Source organism: Bradyrhizobium sp. Pha-3 (assembly GCF_042258615.1).
Lineage (GTDB): Bacteria > Pseudomonadota > Alphaproteobacteria > Rhizobiales > Xanthobacteraceae > Bradyrhizobium.
In genome coordinates this window covers 443,130-459,625 of the sequence record NZ_CP170152.1, presented here as the reverse complement: position 1 = coordinate 459,625, position 16,496 = coordinate 443,130, and the positions used below count along the sequence as shown (strand labels likewise).

The following is a 16,496-nucleotide window of genomic DNA, read 5'->3' as shown; positions in this document are numbered from 1 at the left end:
TCTTCTCTGCAATGGATCAGTGCGCGCGACCGCGCTTGTGGTGTCGAGGCGTAACCGGTTTGTGCGCAGGCCCAGCCGATCGGCTCGACGCCGCGGCCGCCGCGCGCTGCTCCTGCAAACGCGCGTCATAGCCCGGCGAAGGTGTCACGGTCGGCGGCGCGGCGCGGACCGGGACGGCCGCGAGCACAGCAAGCGTGAGCAGCATGATGCAGGATCGTTTCATGATGTCACCTCCTTGGTTATCCGAACGTCATAACAGACGACCATCGGCGCTCATGGTCAGCAGCCATCGCGAATCTGCTCCGGCGTCAGCCCCGGCGAGCCCTTGCCGTCAGCCTCCGCCTTCCGGATCAGCGCGATGACGCGGCGCGACAGCGGAGCCTCGAGGCCGCGGCGATCCGCGATCGCGGTGATCACGCCTTGCAGATAGTCGATCTCGGTACGCCGGCCACGCTGCAGATCTTCCCACATCGAGGAGCGCGCCTCGGGATCGATCTTCATGGTGCGGCCGAGCAGCATGTCGAACAGCGCGTCCGGCAGCCGCAACAATGTCGGCATCCAGCCCGAAGGCAGCGGTGTCGGCGACACCGGCACAATCCCTTCGGCGCGAAGAGCGGCCAACCCTTCGGCCATCTGGTCGGCGAACAGGCGTCGCCAGCCGCGCTGTGCGAGCTGCTGCCGCAGCGGAATGTTGGACAGCGCATTGAGCGCGTTGTTGAGGTTGACGATCAGCTTGCCCCATTGCACGCCATCGATGTTGCCGGTGCCCTTCATCGCAAGGCCCGGCACCGAGAGCCGCGCCGCGGTGCCGGCATCATCCTGCGCGATCACGATGTCGCCCGAGGTCGAGCGATGGAAGCGGCCGTCGCCGAGCGCGACCACATTGAACGGCACCATGCCGCCGAGCACCTTGCGGCCCGGCAGGCGGTCGCGCAGCAGCGGCACATTGCCGACGCCATTCTGCAGGCTGATCACCGCGGCGTCAGTAGCTGCGTGGCGCGCGATCAATTCGGCGATCTCGGCTGTATCGACGCTCTTCACCGTCACCAGCACCGTCTCGACGTCGCGCAGGATCGACGGATCGTCGGACAGAACGAGCCGGTCCGCCGATACCATCCGCTCCGAGCCATCGAAACTGCTGACCCGCAACCCGTTAGCTGCGATCTCCTGGATCAACCGCGGCCGCGCCAGCAGCGCGACGCGGCGGCCGGACGCAGCCAACATGCCGCCGACGAAGCAACCGATGCTTCCGGCGCCTGCGATGCCGATCGGCCGGTCCGCGTTCATCTGGCTAAACGTCCGTTCATCATGGCTCGATAGCAGACCTCGATAGCAGATCTCGATAGCAGACCTGGGGTTGCCTGCCTATTTCCACGCGCCGCCGCCCGGCTGGCCCGCCTTGTAACCGTCATGGCCCGAAGCTATGTTTCCGGCTCGGGGCACGGTTGCGGCAGGAGACGATCATGGGTTTACTCGACGTACTCAACGGCATGCAGAACGGCCCCCGCGGCCCAAGCGCGCCAAGCACCCCATCCGACAGCTCGAGCGGCGGCGGAATGTCGCCGATGACGATGGCCATCCTGGCGTTGCTGGCCTGGAAGGCGGTCAAGCATTTCACCGGCGGCCAGCCGGGCGCGACCGCCCCCCCGCCGACGCCGGCGCAAGCGCCGTCGCTGCCCGGCAACGTCACCGCGAGCCTGCCCGGCGGCGCCGGTGGTGGCGGGCTCGGTGATCTGCTCAAGGGCGGCCTTGGCGGCCTGCTCGCCGGCGGCGCAGCCGGCACCGTGCTCAGCGGCGGCCTCGGTGATCTGCTCAATCAATTGCAGCAGAAGGGCCATGGCGACACGGCCAATTCCTGGGTCAGCAACGGCCCCAACAAGCAGATCGCGCCCGGCGATCTCGCCAACGCGCTCGGCGCCGACCAGATCGACTCGCTGGCGTCGCAGAGCGGCATGTCGCGCGACCAATTGCTGCAGGGCCTGAGCCAGTATCTGCCCGACGCGATCAATCATCTGACGCCGGACGGCCGGCTGCCGAGCGGCGACGAGCTGAACGGCCGGCTCTAGCGCCAGCGTTGATTCCATCTGAGGAGGACGACAGTCATGGGCGGCATCATCTGGGTCATCATCGTCGGCTTTGTCGCGGGGATCATCGCGCGATTCCTGTCACCAGGCCCGAATAATCCAAGCGGCTTCATTCTCACCACCGTGCTCGGCATCGCCGGCGCGTTTCTCGCGACCTTCATCGGCCAGGCCATCGGCCATTACGGTCCTGAACAGGGCGCCGGCTTCATCACCGCCACGATCGGCGCGCTGGTGGTGCTGTTCATCTGGAACCGGCTGGTCGCGGCGCGCGTGATCCCGGACATCGGCAACAGGTGACGCCGTAGCCGAACACTGGTTCAAAATCAAAATGCCCGGGCCTGGCCCGGGCATTTTCCTTTCTGCAACGGCGCTGCGTCACTGAATGAGATGCATGCCGGCGTCCATGCGGACGAATTCGCCGGTCATGTTGCTCGACGCCGGGCTCGCCAGGAAGCAGACGAGATTGGCGATATCTTCGGCAGTTGACGCGACCTTCAGCGGCACGCGGGCGATCACGGTATCACGCACCTGCTTTGCTTGCGCCTCGCCGCGGCCCTTGGTGAACCAGGGCGTATCGATATAGCCCGGACACACCGTGTTGACGCGGATCAGGGGCGCCAGCGCGCGCGCCAGCGACTGCGTCATGGTGTTGAGCGCGCCCTTGCTCGCGGCATAGGCGACCGAAGAACCGCCGCCGGAAATGCCGGCGACCGAGGAGACATTCACCACCGCCGACGGACGGCCGGATGCCTTTGCGCCGGCCTCGAGCAGCGCGCGCGCAGCACGGACCATCTGGAACGGGCCGATGGTGTTGACGGCATAGATGCGCTGGAAATCTTCCGCGGTCAGTTCGTCGAGATCGTGATGCGGCACATGCTTGGTGGTGCCGGCATTGTTGACCAGCACGTCGAGGCGGCCCCAGCCCTGCGCAGCGGCTGCGATCTTCTTGCAATCCTCATCGCGCGAGACGTCGCCCTGCACCACCAGCACCTCGGCACCCTGCTTGCGGCAGGCTTCTGCGGTCGCCTCGGCTTCCGCCTTGCTGTTGGAATAGTTGATGATGAGGCGCGCGCCCTGCGTGGCGAGGATTTGCGCGGTGGCGGCGCCGAGGCCCGATGCCGATCCCGTCACGATCGCGCACAAACCATCCTTGGACATCTGCATTTTCCTTGTTTTTGTGAGCCAGATGAACTCCGGCGGTGGCATACCATATCGCGCGGAGCATCATCTGCAAACCGCGCCTGAAGCGCGATGAGATTGTGTTGAATCGGTCTGACGGCGACTTCGGTTCACCTCTTCCCACACGGCGCTACGGCCGACCTCTCCCGACGGGAGAGGTAAAATCCCGGCGCCGCCTCGGTTCAGCTCAATCTCATCATGCTGTCGTCTCACGTATAAGCGTGCGGGCCCTTCTGCAAACTGGCCCACTGTGCTTCGTCATGACCGCAGATGATCTTGACGCCGGATGCCTCGAGCCTGGCGATCTCGTCGAGCGAGTTCAGGAACTGGTCGACGTCGAGGCTGTTCCTCGGTGAGGTCCGCTGGTCGAGACTGGCGCGCACGCTGAGCGCATCGGAGGCCAGCAGATATTCGCCACTCTGATCCAGCTTGACCAGCGCGCCGGTCGTTCCCTTCGAATGTCCCGGCAGCGGGACCAGCGTCAACTTGCCATCGCCGAACACATCCATCTGCCGGTCGAAGATCTCCATCTTCAGCGGATGATCCCAATCCGCCTTGATGTATCCGCGATCGAACGCGTTATCCGCATTCGCGGCCTCGATCTCGAGCGCATGGACGAAGATCGTCGCCTTCTTGAAGAAGGCGTTGCAGCCGCAATGATCGGTGTGCAGGTGAGAGCAGATCACCACGTCGATATCGTCAGGACCAAGACCGACGGCTTTCAGGCTCGTCAGCACATGGTCGTCTGCCGGCATGATCGGCTGCATGTATTTGGCAAGCGTGCCGAGCCGCCCTTCGGGATCGGTCGCGACGTCGGGATGGCATCCCGTGTCGAACAGCACATTGCCCTGCGTGTGCCGCAGCAGCACGCAGGCGACCGGCAAATCGATCGTCTCGCCGCGCGCGGCATCCGGCAGATAGGTCCGCCTGGACATCCGCAGACGTCCGCCAGACAGCATATGCATCTTCATGCAAGCCACCTCCGATCCCGGCCTCAAGCTAAGCATGAGTTCATCAGAACTCATATGCTTGTCGCTCGGCCCGGTCACGCCCGGCGCGGGCGTCGTCGGCCCGAACCTGCCGCCGATCGCAGAAGGCGATCGAGTTTCATCTGGCGGACTGAACTCATGTCGCCGGCCAATTTACTGCCGCGCGTGGCATACAAACCGAGCCGATCGAAAGTTCACTATGCGGAATTCATGCACCCGGTCCGGCTTCATGCCATCCGCGCAAGTGGCCCTGCGGGCAACGCTTGTCACGGCTATGGCTTTTCCGCATCATTGAGCGCAAGACAACATCGCAAGCAGGGCCAGCCGAACGGCGAGCCCCAAGCCAATCAATACGAGGAACGCTGTGGCGGAGAGTGAGAACATCGTCGCCGAGACCGCGGAAAAGATTTTCGCCGATCTCGCGGATGCCCAGACCATCAATCACGACAAGCAGGGCGCATGGAAGGCGCCGCTGTGGCAGGCGCTGACCGAAGCCGGCCTGCCGCTGTCCTGGGTGCCCGACGATCTCGGCGGTTCCGGCGCCAGCCTCGCGGAAGGTTTCAGCGTGCTCAACGTCGCCGGGCGGCACGCGATCGCTGTTCCGCTGGCCGAAACAATGCTGGCCGGCTGGCTGCTGACGCAAGGCAAGATCACCTCCCCGGAAGGCGAGATGACCGTGCTGCCGGCAAGCCCGAAAGACCGCGTCACGCTGAACGCCGACGGCTCGCTCTCGGGTCGTGCCCGCGGCGTGCCGTTTGCGAAAGACGCAAAACATTTCGCAGTGCTGGCTGAAAGCAACGGCGGCATCTCGATTGCGTTGGTCGATGCCGCAAAGTGCCGGATCGAATCCGGCATCGGGCTCGGCGGCGATCACAATGACACCGTCACGCTCGACAAGGTGCAGCCGGTCACGACCAAATCGGCGCCGAAGGGTTTTGACCAGACCACGCTGATGCTGATGGGCGGCGTGGTGCGCAGTTTGCAGATTGCGGGCGCGCTGGAATCGATGCTCGACATCTCCGTGCGCTATTCCAACGAACGCGTCGCCTTCGAGAAGAAGATCTCCAAGTTCCAGGCGGTGCAGCACAACCTCGCCCGTCTCGCCGGCGAGTCGGCGGCAGCACTGGCCGCCGCGACGTCGGCGGCCGACACCATCGCCAACGCCAAGTCGCTCGACAATGACGCGGTGTTCCTCGAAGCCGCGGCGGCCAAGATCCGCTGCTCGGAAGCGGCCGAGAAGGGCAGCGGCATCGCCCACCAGGTGCACGGCGCGATCGGATTCACGAACGAGCACATCCTGCACCGCTATTCGCTGCGTGCACTGGCGTGGCGCGACGATTTCGGCTCGGAGAGCTACTGGGCGGTCGAGCTCGGCAAGCTCGTCGCCGACCGTGGCGCCGATGAATTGTGGCCGCTGGTGGCTTCGCGCTGAGATCAGGCAGAAAGATCAGGACTCGACATCATGACTGCAGCCCTTCGTTTCGATCCGATCCGCCTGCCGGAAAAGTGCGAGCAGCTTCGCAAGGAGGTGCGCGCCTTCCTCGCCGAGGAAATCGCCGCCGGCACCTTCGATCCCTACGCGCCGAACCGCGAGGACAATGACGCGCCGGAATTCTCCCGCCGCGTCGGCGCCAAGGGTTGGCTCGGCATGACCTGGCCGAAGAAATATGGCGGCCAGGAGCGCTCGTTCCTCGAACGCTACGTGGTGACCGAGGAAATGCGGGTGGCGAACGCGCCGACCCGGCGCTTCTTCGTCGCCGACCGCCAGAGCGGGCCGGTGCTTTTGAAATACGCCCCCGAGCACATCAAGATGGACATCCTGCCGCGCATCTGCCGCGGCGAGGTCTGCTTCGCGATCGGCATGAGCGAGCCGAACTCCGGCTCCGACCTGTTCGCGGCGAAGACCCGTGCGACCAAGACCGACGGCGGCTATCTGATCAACGGCACCAAGATCTGGACCTCGTCGGCGCACATCGCCGACTACATGATCGCGATCTTCCGCACCTCGCCGCCGACCAAGGAAAACCGCCGCCACGGCCTGACCCAGTTCCTGGTCAAGATGAAGCAGCCGGGCATCCAGGTGAATCCGATCGGCCAGATCACCGGCCAGTTCGAATTCAACGAGGTGGTGTTCACCGACTACTTCGTGCCCGACGATCACGTGCTGGGCGAAGTCGACGGCGCCTGGAAGCAGGCGACCTCCGAGCTTGCCTATGAACGCTCCGGCCCCGAGCGCTTCCTCGAGACCTATTACGTGCTCACCGAGCTGGTGCGTGCGGTCGGCAAGAACCCGGACACCCGCAGCGCCGAAGGCATCGGCCGCCTGGTGGCGCAGGTGCACACCATGCGCCGCATGTCGGTGTCGGTCGCCGGCATGCTGCAAGCCGGCAAGGAGCCGGTGGTCGAGGCCTCCATCGTCAAGGACATCGGCACGGTGTGGGAGCAGCAGCTGCCGCATCGCGTGCGCGATCTCGCGGCGTTCGTCGAGGAGACCGCGACCAACCGCGAGACGCTGGAAAAGCAGCTCGATTTCGCCATCAAGACCGCACCCAAGCTGACGATCCAGGGCGGCACCACGGAAGTGCTGCGCGGCATCATCGCCCGCGGTTTGGGCTTGCGTTAATTCAACGAGGACAGATCAATGACCAAATACACGGATATCGGCGTCGAGACCCACGGCCATGTCGGCCTGATCGAAATCCGAAAACCCCCGCTGAACTTCTTCGACGTCGCGCTGATCAACCAGATCGCCGACGCACTCGAGGAGTTCGACAACAACATCGAGATCCGCGCCTCGGTGCTCGCAGCCCAGGGCAAGGCGTTCTGCGCCGGCGCCAATTTCGGCGACCCGGCCCGCCAGGAGCAGGAGGAACGCGCCAAGAGCGATCCGGCCTCGAACCTGCCGATCAACCATCTCTACGTTCAGGCGGTGCGCATCTTCCGCAACAAGAAGCCGATCGTCGCGGCGATCCATGGCGCTGCGATCGGCGGTGGCCTTGGCCTTGCGGTCTCCGCCGACTTCCGCGTCGCCTGCCCCGAAGCGCGCTTCGCGGCGAATTTCACCAAGCTTGGCTTCCATCCGGGCTTTGGTCTCACCACGACGCTGCCGGAGCTGATCGGCAAGAACAATGCCGAGCTGATGTTCTACACCAGCCGCCGCGTCACCGGCGAAGAGGCCTATCGCTGGGGCCTTGCCAACGTGCTGGTGCCGCAGGACCAAGTGCGCGCCGAAGCGATGAAGCTCGCGCAGGAGATCGCCGAATGCTCGCCGCTCGGCCTGGTCTCGACCCGCGCCACCATGCGCGCCGGCCTCGCCGACCGCGTGCTCGCCGCAACCAACCATGAGCTGGAAGAGCAGACCAAGCTGCGCGCGACCGAAGACTTCAAGGAAGGCGTCAAGGCCACCGCCGAGCGCCGCGTCGCGAACTTCAAGGGGCGGTAAGCCGCGAGCGCTGCTCTCTCAACTTGTCGTCCCGGCGAAAGCCGGGACCCATACGCCGCGGCCCGCGGAAAGGGCACAAGCGGCGTTGCTATGCTCCTCCAACCACGTTCGGTGGTTATGGGTCCCTGCTTTCGCAGGGACGACGTGGGGAGAAAGCTCGCTAGCCCTTCGGCACCACCAGCGCATCGACGATCGTGACACCCTGCCCCTCCGGATGCACCAGCACCGGATTGACCTCGATCTCGGCGATCTCGCTTCGGTGCTGCGCTGCCAGCACTGAAATCTGCGAGATCAGCCGTGCGAGCGCCGCGACATCCGCTTTCGGCGCGCCACGGAAACCGTGCAGCAGCGGCGCGGCTTTCAGCGTCTGCAGCATCGTGGTCGCCTCAGCCGGGCTCACCGGCGCCGGACGATAAACGACGTCCTTGAACAGCTCGGTGGTGATGCCGCCGAGGCCCACCATCACCATCGGCCCGAAGGTGGCATCCAGCATGGTGCCGACGATGATCTCGACGCCTCTCCTGGCCATCGGCCCGACCAGCACGCCTTGGATTTTTGCTTCAGGTCGCTGCTGCTGCACGCTCTCCAGCATGTCGCGATAGGCCGTGAACGCCGCGCCCTTGGCCGCGATGTTGACGCGGACGCCGCCGACCTCGCTCTTGTGCGCGATAGCGGGCGACTGGATCTTCATGACCAGCGGAAATTGCGCCCGCTCGATCGCGGCGTCGAGCCCGTCGCGATCGGTCACCAGCACCTCATCCGGCAGCGCGATGCCGGCGGCGCGCAGCAGCGCCTTGCTGTCATGCTCGGACAACGTCTTCGATGTGAGATGCGCAGAAAGATCGTGCGCCTGCGATGCTGGCGCCACCATCTCCGGCGCAGGCTTGAAGGCCGCAAAATCCGCCAGCCGCCGCATCGCGACGCCGACATGGGTCAGCCCCGAGAACACCACCACGCCCGACTTCGCCAGCTCCTGCCGCGCGAAGTGCGACGGCAGCGTGTAGGAATAGAACACCACCGGCTTGTTCTGCGCCGAGACCAAAGGCTTCAGCTCGGCTTCCTTGAACGGCATCCGCACCTCGCTCGACAGCGACAGCACGACCAAGGTCGCATCGACCTCGTCGGAGGCGTCGAACAGCTCGATGCTCTTCTGCAGGCCGCCGGAGGAGACGCCCTGCGCGGTGACGTCGACCGGATTGCCGGCCGCACCATAGGACGGCATCCATTGCTTGATCTGGCTCTGGATCGCGACTGAGAGCTCCGGCACACGCAGGCCCTGCATCGACACGGTATCTGCGCCCCAGATGCCGGCGCCACCGGACACCGTCAGCACCGCGACGCGATCGCCCTTCGGCAACGGATTGGTGGTCATAACAGCGGCGATGGTCACGGCCTCGTCGAGGTCGTTGGAGACGATGAATCCGTATTTGGCGAACACTGCATCGTAGGCCGCTGACCAGCCCGCCATGCTCGCGGTGTGCGAGGCCGCCGCGCGCTCGCCGGCGCCGGAGCGGCCGACCTTGGTCACGATCACCGGCTTCCTGAGCTCTGCCGCGCGCTTCGCCGCCGCCAGGAACTTGTCGACGTCGCGGATGCCCTCGATGAACAGCAGGATCACGTCGGTCGATGGGTCCTGCACCATATGGTCGAGGAATTCGCCGGCGCCGAGATCGCTCTCATTGCCGGCGCTGACGACATAGCTGAGGGCGACGCCGAGCGCCTTGGCGCGATGATAGATCGCAAAGCCGATGCCGCCGCTCTGCGCGACGATGCCGATCCGCCGTTGGCTTGCGACCAGCGCCGGCGCATCCGGCTTGACGTCGACGGTCGGGCTGAAGGTCGCGGCGACCTTCTGCACCTGGCTATAGAATCCTTCGGCGTTCGGACCGGAGATCCGCATCCCGGTCCGCTTCGCCAGCGCCACGATCGCATCTTGCATCGCTGCGCTGTCGCCGCCCTCCTCGGCAAAGCCGGACGAGATGATGACCGCGTTCTTGACGCCGGCGGCCGCGCACTGCTCAAGCGCGGGCAGCACCGCGCGGGCCGGAATGACGATGACCGCGAGATCGATCGGCGCGCCGATCTCGGCGATCGACTTGAAGCATTTCAAGCCGTCGATCTCGTCATAGTTCGGATTGATCGGATAGAGCCCGCCCGGATAGCCGTTCTTGCGCAGCATCGCGAGCAACCGCCCGGGAATCTTCTCGTGATCGCGCGAGGCGCCGATCAGCGCGATGCTCTTTGGGGCGAAGAAGGAATCGAGCGGATGCGGCATGGCGGGCGTCCCGTTGTTCTTGTTGCGCTCGACGATATTGGATAGCGGCCACTCGCTCAATCTTTCCCCGTCATCCTGAGAGGATGTGAGGCTATATCCTCGTCCACCGCTGTCATCGCCCGGCTTGACCGGGCGATCCAGTACGCCGCGACCTCTCGGCTCAAGCACCGCGGTCTCTGGGATACTGGATCACCCGCATGCGCGGGTGATGACACCGAGCAAGCTGAGCAATCACCCCGTCACCCTGAGGAGGCCGCATCGCGGCCGTCTCGAAGGATGAATCGGCCCGGTCGGTGGCCGTGCATCCTTCGAGACGCGCTACGCGCTCCTCAGGATGACGGAATAACGAACGCGTAGCCCGGATGCAGCGCAGCGCAATCCGGGGCGGTCCGTCCGCGGACGGAGTAGTCCCGGATTGCGCTTCGCTCCATCCGGGCTACGAAGTTAGGCCGTCAGCTTGAACGTCACGCCGCAAAGCTGGAACTCATCGCCATCAACCGCGCAGCCCCTGGCTTTCGCGGCATCCAGCACCTTGGCCTTGTCGGCGACCTTGAACGTCAAGCCGCTCATGATCTCGCTGTCGCCCTTGACGAACCGAAAGATCGCGTTCGGCAGCTTCACCACAGCATCAGCAGCGGGAATGCCGACGATCTTCCCCCAATGCGTCGCGAGTGCCTGCGGGTCGGGGCTCTGCATCTCGACCTCGGTCAGCGCCAAGGTCGTGTCCTTGCGGATCGACTTCTGCCAGTCGGGACCGGCCGGTGGATACGGCCCCAGCACATCGTCGCTGCCGTCGGTGTGGTTGAACTCGATGAAGGCGGCGCGGCAGTCGCGCGGATGCAGCTGCACGCCGTGATAGGGCGCGTGCGTGATCACGTTCGCTGTGCGCACGCCCATCGCATTGGCCTTCGTACCGCGTGCGTCGGGGTCCTCGCAGCAGAAGATCGCCATGTAACCGCCGCGGCCGCCGGTCTTTTCCATGAAGCGGCCGGCCGCGGTGCCCGGCCCTGGCTGGAACGGCGCCACCACTTCCAACAGGATGGTATCGACCGGCAGCAGCGCGTTCTCGAGGCCGTATTTCGCGACATTGCCGTCGCGGTAGCAGACGTTGAGGCCCATGATCGCGGAGATATCAGCGATCACGGGCGCAAGCTGCGGCGCCACCAGGCAGATCTGCCGCAGCCGCATGTAGTCGGCCATGTGATTGGTCACGGCTCACTGCCCCTGGAAGGTGGGCTTGCGCTTCTCGACGAAGGCCTTGGCCGCTTCCTTGTGGTCGGTGGTCTCGCCGGCACGGGTGTGATGGATCGCCTCGCCGTCGAAGCAGGCTTCCAGCGTCATGGTCTCGGCATTGTTGATGTTGCGCTTGATGTAGCCGAGCGCCACCGACGGCCCTTGCGCGAGCGATCGCGCCAGCTCCAACGTCTCGGCCTCGACATCGACGTCGGGCACCACCTTGGAAACCATGCCGAGGTTGTAGGCTTCCTGTGCCGACAGCACCGGCGACATCATGTAGAGCTCGCGCGCCTTGGCGCTGCCGAGCATCTTGGTCAGAAAATACGTTCCGCCGTAGTCGCCGGAGAAGCCGACCTTGGCAAACGCGGTGGTGATCTTGCAGGAGGCGCTGGCGACGCGCAGATCACAGGACAGCGCGATCGAGAGCCCTGCGCCGGCCGCCGCACCGTCGAGCTGCGCCACCACCGGCTTCGGCATCGTGTGCAGGATGCGCGAGACCTCCATGCCCCGGCGCAAATTGGCCATCTTGGCCTCGAACGGCAGCGGCGCGCGGCCTTCCGCCATCGACTTGACGTCGCCGCCGACGCAGAAGGTGCCGCCGGCGCCGCGGATCAGCACCGCGCGCACCTCGGTATCGTCTTGCGCGCGCCGTGCCGCCTCGACGAGGCCGCGCGTCATGTCGGGATTGAGCGCATTGCGCCGATCCGGGCGGTTCATGGTGATGGTGAGCAGGCCCTTGTCGAGGGATTGGAGAACCATCTGATTATCGCTCATGGCGTTTTGCCTTTCGTTGTTGTTGGTCGCGCCGTCGTTCCGGGATGGTGCGCAAGCACCAGACCGCAGATGCGCAATTGCGCATCGGGGAACCTCGAGATCCCGGGTTCGATGCTGCGCATCGCCCCGGGATGACTTCGTCATTTTTTCACCAGCGGGCAGCGCGACTCCGACAGCGGCTGGAACGCCTGGTCGCCCGGCACGGTCGCAAGCAGCTTGTAATCATCCCAGCGGCCCTTCGATTCCGAGGGCTTCTTGACCTCGAACAAATACATGTCGTGCACCATGCGGCCGTCCTCGCGAATCCGGCCGTTCTTGGCGAACATGTCGTTGATCGGGGTTTCCTTCATCACCTTCATGACAGCGGCCGCATCGGTGGTGCCGGCGGCCTTCACCGCCTGCAGGTAATGCAGCACGGAGGAGTAGACGCCGGCCTGCGCCGAGGTCGGCACCCGCTTGGTGCGCTCCATGAAGCGTTTTGAGAACGCGCGGGTGTCGTCATTGAGGTCCCAATAGAACGCTTCTGCGAGCAGCAGCCCCTGTGCGGTCTCAAGCCCGACGCTGTCGATGTCGGTCACGAAGGCCAGCAGCGGCGAGATCTTCTGGCCGCCCTTGGTGATGCCGAACTCGGCGCCCTGCTTGATCGCGTTGATGGTGTCGCCGCCGGCATTGGCGAGCCCGATCACCTTGGCCTTGGAGGCCTGCGCCTGCAGCAGGAAGGAGGAGAAGTCCGAGGTGTTGATCGGATGCCGCACGCTGCCGAGCACCTTGCCGCCCGACTTCACCACGACATTGCTGGTGTCCTTTTCCAGGTCCTGGCCGAACGCGTAGTCCGCGGTCAGGAAGAACCAGGTGTCGAGGCCGGATTTCACCGCGGCAAGGCCGGTCACATTGGCCTGCGCGAAGGTATCGAACACGTAGTGCACGGTATAGGGGCCGCAGGCCTCGTTGGAGAGGCGGATCGAGCCCGGGCCGTTGAACATGATGATCTTGCCGCGGGCCTTGGCGATCTCGCCGGCGGCGAGCGCGGTCGCGGACGCCGCGACGTCAAAAATCATCTCGACGCCCTGGTTGTCGATCATGTCGCGGGCGATGTTGGCGGCAAGGTCGGCCTTGTTGAGATGATCGCCGACCACGATCTCGACCTTGCGGCCGAGCACCGTGCCGCCGAAATCCTCGACCGCCATCTTGGCGGCGGTTTCGCTGCCCGAACCGGTGATGTCGGCATAAAGGCTCGACATATCGAGGATGCCGCCGAGCTTCAGCGGGGGTTTGTCCTGCGCCAGCGACGCATTCGCCGAAATCGCAAACACACAGGCCAACACGCCGGCCAAAACCCGTCTCATTCAAACCCTCCCTGGAAGAACGGACCGCATTCCATCAGGTCCGTTTCGAGGGCCGGATCATGCCGCATGCCATGCACAGCGGCAAGCCGAGGAGCTGACACGTGTTTTCCGCTGAACGGAATGGTCGAGATGTGCGAAGATCGACCCATGCAGATATTGTCGATGCAGAATCTGCCGATGCTGGCTCGCGGCACTCTCCTCGCCTACACGATGCTGCTTGCTTGCGGGGCAAGTCATGCGGCTGGATGCAATTTCGAGACTCAGGGCGAAGGCCGCGTCGCTGCTGTGGTCGATGCGCGCAGCCTGCGGCTGGACGACGGCCGCGAGGTCAGGCTCGCCGGCATCGAGGTGGCGGACCGAGCGAAGGCCATGGCAGCGCTGTCGGTGCTGCTGGTCGGCCGCGAAGTGACGCTGCGCGGACAGGACGACACGCCGGACCGCTATGGCCGGCAGCCGGCCTACGCATTCCTCGATGGCCAAGAGATGCCGGTGCAAAACGAGCTGCTGCGCCAGGGCCTCGCGCTGGTGTCGTCCGAGATCGCGGACAAGGACTGTGTCAGTGCGCTGATGGCGGCGGAGGCCGAGGCGCGGGCCGCTCGATCGGGAACCTGGGCCGAGTCCGCCGTCATAAAAAACGCCGAAAGTCCGGACGATATTTTGGCCGGGATCGGGCGCTTTACCGTGGTCGAGGGCAGGGTTTTGTCCGTGCGTCAGGCGGGCGCGACGACCTACCTGAATTTCGGCCGAAACTGGACACGGGACTTTGCTCTGACTATTTCAAGGCGCATAGTCCCTGCGTTTGAGGCGGCCGGGCTTGCGCCCAAGTCTCTGGAAAATCGTAGGATTCGTGTCCGAGGCTGGGTGGAAGCACGGCGTGGGCCACGAATCGAATTGCTCCGGGTGGGGCAGATTGAAGTGCTCGGCGGGAACTAGGGGCCCACAGGCCACGGCTCGGCCGATTCACGGGACAAGTTGTGGGTTTTTGACGTGATTGAACGCGCTGGAGGGCGTGAAGATGGAACTGGCCGCCGGCTTTCGGCTGTGCCGGCGCTCGTCTGCGCGGCCCTGACGCTGTCGGCCTGCGGCAATGTCGGCCGGTTCGAGCAGGTCACCCCGACCGCGGCGGCGGCGCCGGTGAAGCCGAACCGGGTGGTGCAGCAGACGCCCAACAGCGAGCGCGAGCACGAGCGCATCCTGTCGTCCTATGGCGGCGCCTACGACGACCCGAAGCTCGAGGCGTTGATCAGCAAAACCGTCGACCGGCTGGTCGCGGCGTCCGAACGGCCCGACCAGGCCTACAAGGTCACGATCCTCAATTCCGGCGCGGTGAACGCCTTCGCGCTGCCGACCGGCCAGCTCTACGTCACGCGCGGCCTGATCGCGCTCGCCAGCGACACCTCCGAGCTCTCCTCGGTGCTGAGCCACGAGATGGCGCATGTCTTGGCCAAGCACGCCGCGATGCGCGAGGACCAGGCGCGCCAGGCGGCGGTGGTGACGCGCGTGGTCACCGACATGAGCACCGATCCCGATCTCACGGCGCTGGCGCTCGCCAAGACCAAGCTGACGATGGCGAGCTTCTCGCGGCAGCAGGAGTTCGAGGCCGACGGCATCGGCGTCGGGATCGCCGCGCGCGCGCATTTCGATCCCTACGGCGCGTCGCGTTTCCTGACCGCGATGGAGCGCAATGCCGCGCTCAAGATCGGCAAGACCGCGCTCGATCCACGTGCGCAGGATTTCACCTCGTCGCATCCGGCAACGCCGGAGCGCATCTCCAATGCGCAGACCACCGCACGGCAATACTCATCGCCCGAGAGCAACGAGCGCGACCGCGAGACCTACCTCGCCGCGATCGACAACATCGTCTATGGCGAGGATCCCAGCGAAGGTTTTGTGCGCGGCCGCCGCTTCCTGCATCCCAAGCTCGGCTTTACCTTCACCGCGCCCGACAATTTCACGCTCGACAATACCGCGCAGGCGGTGATCGGCGTGCGCGAGGGCGGCAGCCAGGCGATGCGCTTCGACGTGGTGCGGGTGCCGGCCGAACAGTCGCTCGGCGACTACCTGAATTCTGGCTGGATGGAAGGCGTCGAGAAGTCCTCGACCGAGGACCTCAACATCAACGGCTTTCCGGCGGCATCGGCCACCGCGCATGGCGATCAGTGGCAGTTCAAGGTCTACGCGCTGCGCTTCGGCAGCGACGTCTACCGTTTCATCTTCGCCGCCAAGCAGAAATCCACCGAGAGCGAGCGCAACGCGCGCGAGACCGTCAACTCGTTCCGCCGCCTGACGCTCGACGAGATCCAGGCCGCGCGCCCGCTGCGCATCAAGGTCATCAACGTGCAGCCCGGCGACACCGTGGAATCGCTGTCGCATCGCATGGCCGGCGTCGATCATCCGGCCGAGCGCTTCCGCGTGCTCAACGGCCTCGATGCCCACGCCCAGGTGAAGCCGCGCGACCGCGTCAAGATCGTGGTGGATTGAAACGGCACGCCGCGCGAAGCATAACCCCGTAGCCCGGATGCAGCGCAGCGCAATCCGGGGCTAGTGTGCTGAATGCGAAGTTCGTGCGATTTCGCGGCAGCCGCTTTCACGAACTTCGCATTTCATAAAGCACACTAGAATCATAAGTTTGCTAGTGTCCTTATCGAATCCGAAGTTCGCTCCGAAGGTGCGGCGAATGATACGAACTTCGGATTCGGGACACTAGTCCCTCCGTGGACACACTTTCCCGGATTTCGCTGCGCTGCATCCGGGCTACAGGGAGTCCTACTTCGCCTTCTCCTTGAGGAAGGCGATGATGTCGGCGCGATCCTTCGGATCCTGAACCTCGTAGAACATCTTGGTGCCCGGCACCATCGCGTCCGGACCGGTGAGCCATTTGTCGAGATTGGCCTCGGTCCATACGATCTTCGAATTCTTCAGCGCCGGCGAGTAATTGTAGCCCGCGACCGAGCCGGCAAGGCGGCCCACGACCCCCTTGTGCATCGGACCAACGTCGTTCTTCTCGATCGAATGGCAATCGCCGCAGCCCTGGTACAGCGTGGCCCCACGTGACGCATCGCCCGCCGCACGGGCGCTGTTCAGCGCGAGCAGGATCGCGATGGCCGCCATCGCGGCGATCTTGGCGTGCCGCGGCGCCAGCGCGCCCGCGATCGAACGAATGGTCATTCC

16 protein-coding genes are annotated in these 16,496 nt (G+C 64.9%); 7 read left to right on the top strand and 9 right to left on the bottom strand.

All coding sequences use genetic code 11. The features are described from left to right. Positions 1-16: 16 nt before the first annotated feature. Together ACE10Z_RS02120 and ACE10Z_RS02115 are read right to left on the bottom strand one after the other, a co-directional pair. Positions 17-223, bottom strand: a complete 207-nt coding sequence (locus ACE10Z_RS02120) for a hypothetical protein (RefSeq protein WP_375786466.1) — start codon at positions 221-223, stop codon at positions 17-19. Positions 224-279: 56 nt separating this feature from the next. Next, the gene (locus ACE10Z_RS02115) at positions 280-1,287 is read right to left on the bottom strand and encodes a 2-dehydropantoate 2-reductase (protein ID WP_375786465.1); all 1,008 of its coding nucleotides are present in this window, start codon (positions 1,285-1,287) and stop codon (positions 280-282) included. A 176-nt stretch (positions 1,288-1,463) separates the two neighbouring features. On the opposite strand from ACE10Z_RS02115, the gene ACE10Z_RS02110 reads away from it, so the two are divergent. Together ACE10Z_RS02110 and ACE10Z_RS02105 are read left to right on the top strand one after the other, a co-directional pair. Continuing rightward, on the top strand, positions 1,464-2,066 hold the full coding sequence (locus ACE10Z_RS02110; RefSeq protein ID WP_375786464.1) for a YidB family protein: 603 nt from the start codon (positions 1,464-1,466) through the stop codon (positions 2,064-2,066). A 36-nt stretch (positions 2,067-2,102) separates the two neighbouring features. After that, entirely contained in the window at positions 2,103-2,381 is a 279-nt protein-coding gene (locus ACE10Z_RS02105) for a GlsB/YeaQ/YmgE family stress response membrane protein (protein ID WP_024582682.1), read from the top strand. 78 nt (positions 2,382-2,459) lie between these two features. On the opposite strand, the gene ACE10Z_RS02100 is transcribed toward ACE10Z_RS02105, so the two are convergent. Beyond that, positions 2,460-3,242 (bottom strand): SDR family NAD(P)-dependent oxidoreductase, encoded by a 783-nt coding sequence (locus ACE10Z_RS02100; RefSeq protein ID WP_375786463.1) that lies wholly within the window; start codon positions 3,240-3,242, stop codon positions 2,460-2,462. Positions 3,243-3,472: 230 nt separating this feature from the next. Next, entirely contained in the window at positions 3,473-4,234 is a 762-nt protein-coding gene (locus ACE10Z_RS02095) for an N-acyl homoserine lactonase family protein (RefSeq protein WP_375786462.1), read from the bottom strand. A gap of 382 nt (positions 4,235-4,616) precedes the next feature. On the opposite strand from ACE10Z_RS02095, the gene ACE10Z_RS02090 reads away from it, so the two are divergent. Genes ACE10Z_RS02090 through ACE10Z_RS02080 form a run of 3 tightly spaced genes read left to right on the top strand, consistent with a single transcriptional unit; the run spans position 4,617 to position 7,694 of the window. Further along, positions 4,617-5,684 carry an acyl-CoA dehydrogenase family protein gene (locus ACE10Z_RS02090; RefSeq protein WP_375786461.1) on the top strand — a complete coding sequence of 356 codons (1,068 nt, stop codon included), beginning with the start codon at positions 4,617-4,619 and terminating at the stop codon, positions 5,682-5,684. A gap of 30 nt (positions 5,685-5,714) precedes the next feature. Continuing rightward, complete coding sequence (locus ACE10Z_RS02085; protein ID WP_097671039.1) at positions 5,715-6,875, top strand: acyl-CoA dehydrogenase family protein; 1,161 nt, start codon at positions 5,715-5,717, stop codon at positions 6,873-6,875. An 18-nt stretch (positions 6,876-6,893) separates the two neighbouring features. Next, positions 6,894-7,694 (top strand): enoyl-CoA hydratase/isomerase family protein, encoded by an 801-nt coding sequence (locus ACE10Z_RS02080; RefSeq protein WP_024582673.1) that lies wholly within the window; start codon positions 6,894-6,896, stop codon positions 7,692-7,694. A 160-nt stretch (positions 7,695-7,854) separates the two neighbouring features. Here ACE10Z_RS02080 and ACE10Z_RS02075 read toward each other — a convergent pair whose 3' ends face one another. From ACE10Z_RS02075 to ACE10Z_RS02060, 4 genes are all read right to left on the bottom strand, one after another. Then, positions 7,855-9,969, bottom strand: a complete 2,115-nt coding sequence (locus ACE10Z_RS02075; RefSeq protein WP_375790078.1) for an acetate--CoA ligase family protein — start codon at positions 9,967-9,969, stop codon at positions 7,855-7,857. Between the two features lie 444 nt (positions 9,970-10,413). Then, complete coding sequence (locus tag ACE10Z_RS02070; protein ID WP_375790077.1) at positions 10,414-11,169, bottom strand: hypothetical protein; 756 nt, start codon at positions 11,167-11,169, stop codon at positions 10,414-10,416. A 15-nt stretch (positions 11,170-11,184) separates the two neighbouring features. After that, a complete protein-coding gene (locus tag ACE10Z_RS02065) occupies positions 11,185-11,979 on the bottom strand; it encodes an enoyl-CoA hydratase (protein WP_375786460.1) in 795 nt (264 codons plus the stop codon). Positions 11,980-12,119: 140 nt separating this feature from the next. Continuing rightward, positions 12,120-13,325, bottom strand: coding sequence for an ABC transporter substrate-binding protein (locus ACE10Z_RS02060; protein ID WP_375786459.1), 1,206 nt, complete (start codon positions 13,323-13,325; stop codon positions 12,120-12,122). 210 nt (positions 13,326-13,535) lie between these two features. On the opposite strand from ACE10Z_RS02060, the gene ACE10Z_RS02055 reads away from it, so the two are divergent. Together ACE10Z_RS02055 and ACE10Z_RS02050 are read left to right on the top strand one after the other, a co-directional pair. Continuing rightward, positions 13,536-14,258 (top strand): thermonuclease family protein, encoded by a 723-nt coding sequence (locus tag ACE10Z_RS02055; protein ID WP_375790076.1) that lies wholly within the window; start codon positions 13,536-13,538, stop codon positions 14,256-14,258. 108 nt (positions 14,259-14,366) lie between these two features. Continuing rightward, complete coding sequence (locus ACE10Z_RS02050; RefSeq protein WP_375786458.1) at positions 14,367-15,806, top strand: M48 family metalloprotease; 1,440 nt, start codon at positions 14,367-14,369, stop codon at positions 15,804-15,806. 285 nt (positions 15,807-16,091) lie between these two features. Here the strand turns inward: ACE10Z_RS02050 and ACE10Z_RS02045 are convergent, their stop codons facing one another. Then, positions 16,092-16,493 (bottom strand): cytochrome c family protein, encoded by a 402-nt coding sequence (locus tag ACE10Z_RS02045; RefSeq protein ID WP_097671042.1) that lies wholly within the window; start codon positions 16,491-16,493, stop codon positions 16,092-16,094. Positions 16,494-16,496: the final 3 nt, after the last annotated feature.

What these genes read in the sequence shown, in the direction of transcription:
- ACE10Z_RS02045 (WP_097671042.1), bottom strand. Translation starts at nt 16,493, where the DNA reads ATGACCATTCGTTCGATCGCGGGCGCGCTGGCGCCGCGGCACGCCAAG.
- ACE10Z_RS02100 (WP_375786463.1), bottom strand. Translation starts at nt 3,242, where the DNA reads ATGTCCAAGGATGGTTTGTGCGCGATCGTGACGGGATCGGCATCGGGC.
- ACE10Z_RS02095 (WP_375786462.1), bottom strand. Translation starts at nt 4,234, where the DNA reads ATGAAGATGCATATGCTGTCTGGCGGACGTCTGCGGATGTCCAGGCGG.
- ACE10Z_RS02110 (WP_375786464.1), top strand. Translation starts at nt 1,464, where the DNA reads ATGGGTTTACTCGACGTACTCAACGGCATGCAGAACGGCCCCCGCGGC.
- ACE10Z_RS02075 (WP_375790078.1), bottom strand. Translation starts at nt 9,969, where the DNA reads ATGCCGCATCCGCTCGATTCCTTCTTCGCCCCAAAGAGCATCGCGCTG.
- ACE10Z_RS02055 (WP_375790076.1), top strand. Translation starts at nt 13,536, where the DNA reads ATGCTGCTTGCTTGCGGGGCAAGTCATGCGGCTGGATGCAATTTCGAG.
- ACE10Z_RS02105 (WP_024582682.1), top strand. Translation starts at nt 2,103, where the DNA reads ATGGGCGGCATCATCTGGGTCATCATCGTCGGCTTTGTCGCGGGGATC.
- ACE10Z_RS02060 (WP_375786459.1), bottom strand. Translation starts at nt 13,325, where the DNA reads ATGAGACGGGTTTTGGCCGGCGTGTTGGCCTGTGTGTTTGCGATTTCG.
- ACE10Z_RS02115 (WP_375786465.1), bottom strand. Translation starts at nt 1,287, where the DNA reads ATGAACGCGGACCGGCCGATCGGCATCGCAGGCGCCGGAAGCATCGGT.
- ACE10Z_RS02085 (WP_097671039.1), top strand. Translation starts at nt 5,715, where the DNA reads ATGACTGCAGCCCTTCGTTTCGATCCGATCCGCCTGCCGGAAAAGTGC.
- ACE10Z_RS02120 (WP_375786466.1), bottom strand. Translation starts at nt 223, where the DNA reads ATGAAACGATCCTGCATCATGCTGCTCACGCTTGCTGTGCTCGCGGCC.
- ACE10Z_RS02080 (WP_024582673.1), top strand. Translation starts at nt 6,894, where the DNA reads ATGACCAAATACACGGATATCGGCGTCGAGACCCACGGCCATGTCGGC.
- ACE10Z_RS02065 (WP_375786460.1), bottom strand. Translation starts at nt 11,979, where the DNA reads ATGAGCGATAATCAGATGGTTCTCCAATCCCTCGACAAGGGCCTGCTC.
- ACE10Z_RS02070 (WP_375790077.1), bottom strand. Translation starts at nt 11,169, where the DNA reads ATGGCCGACTACATGCGGCTGCGGCAGATCTGCCTGGTGGCGCCGCAG.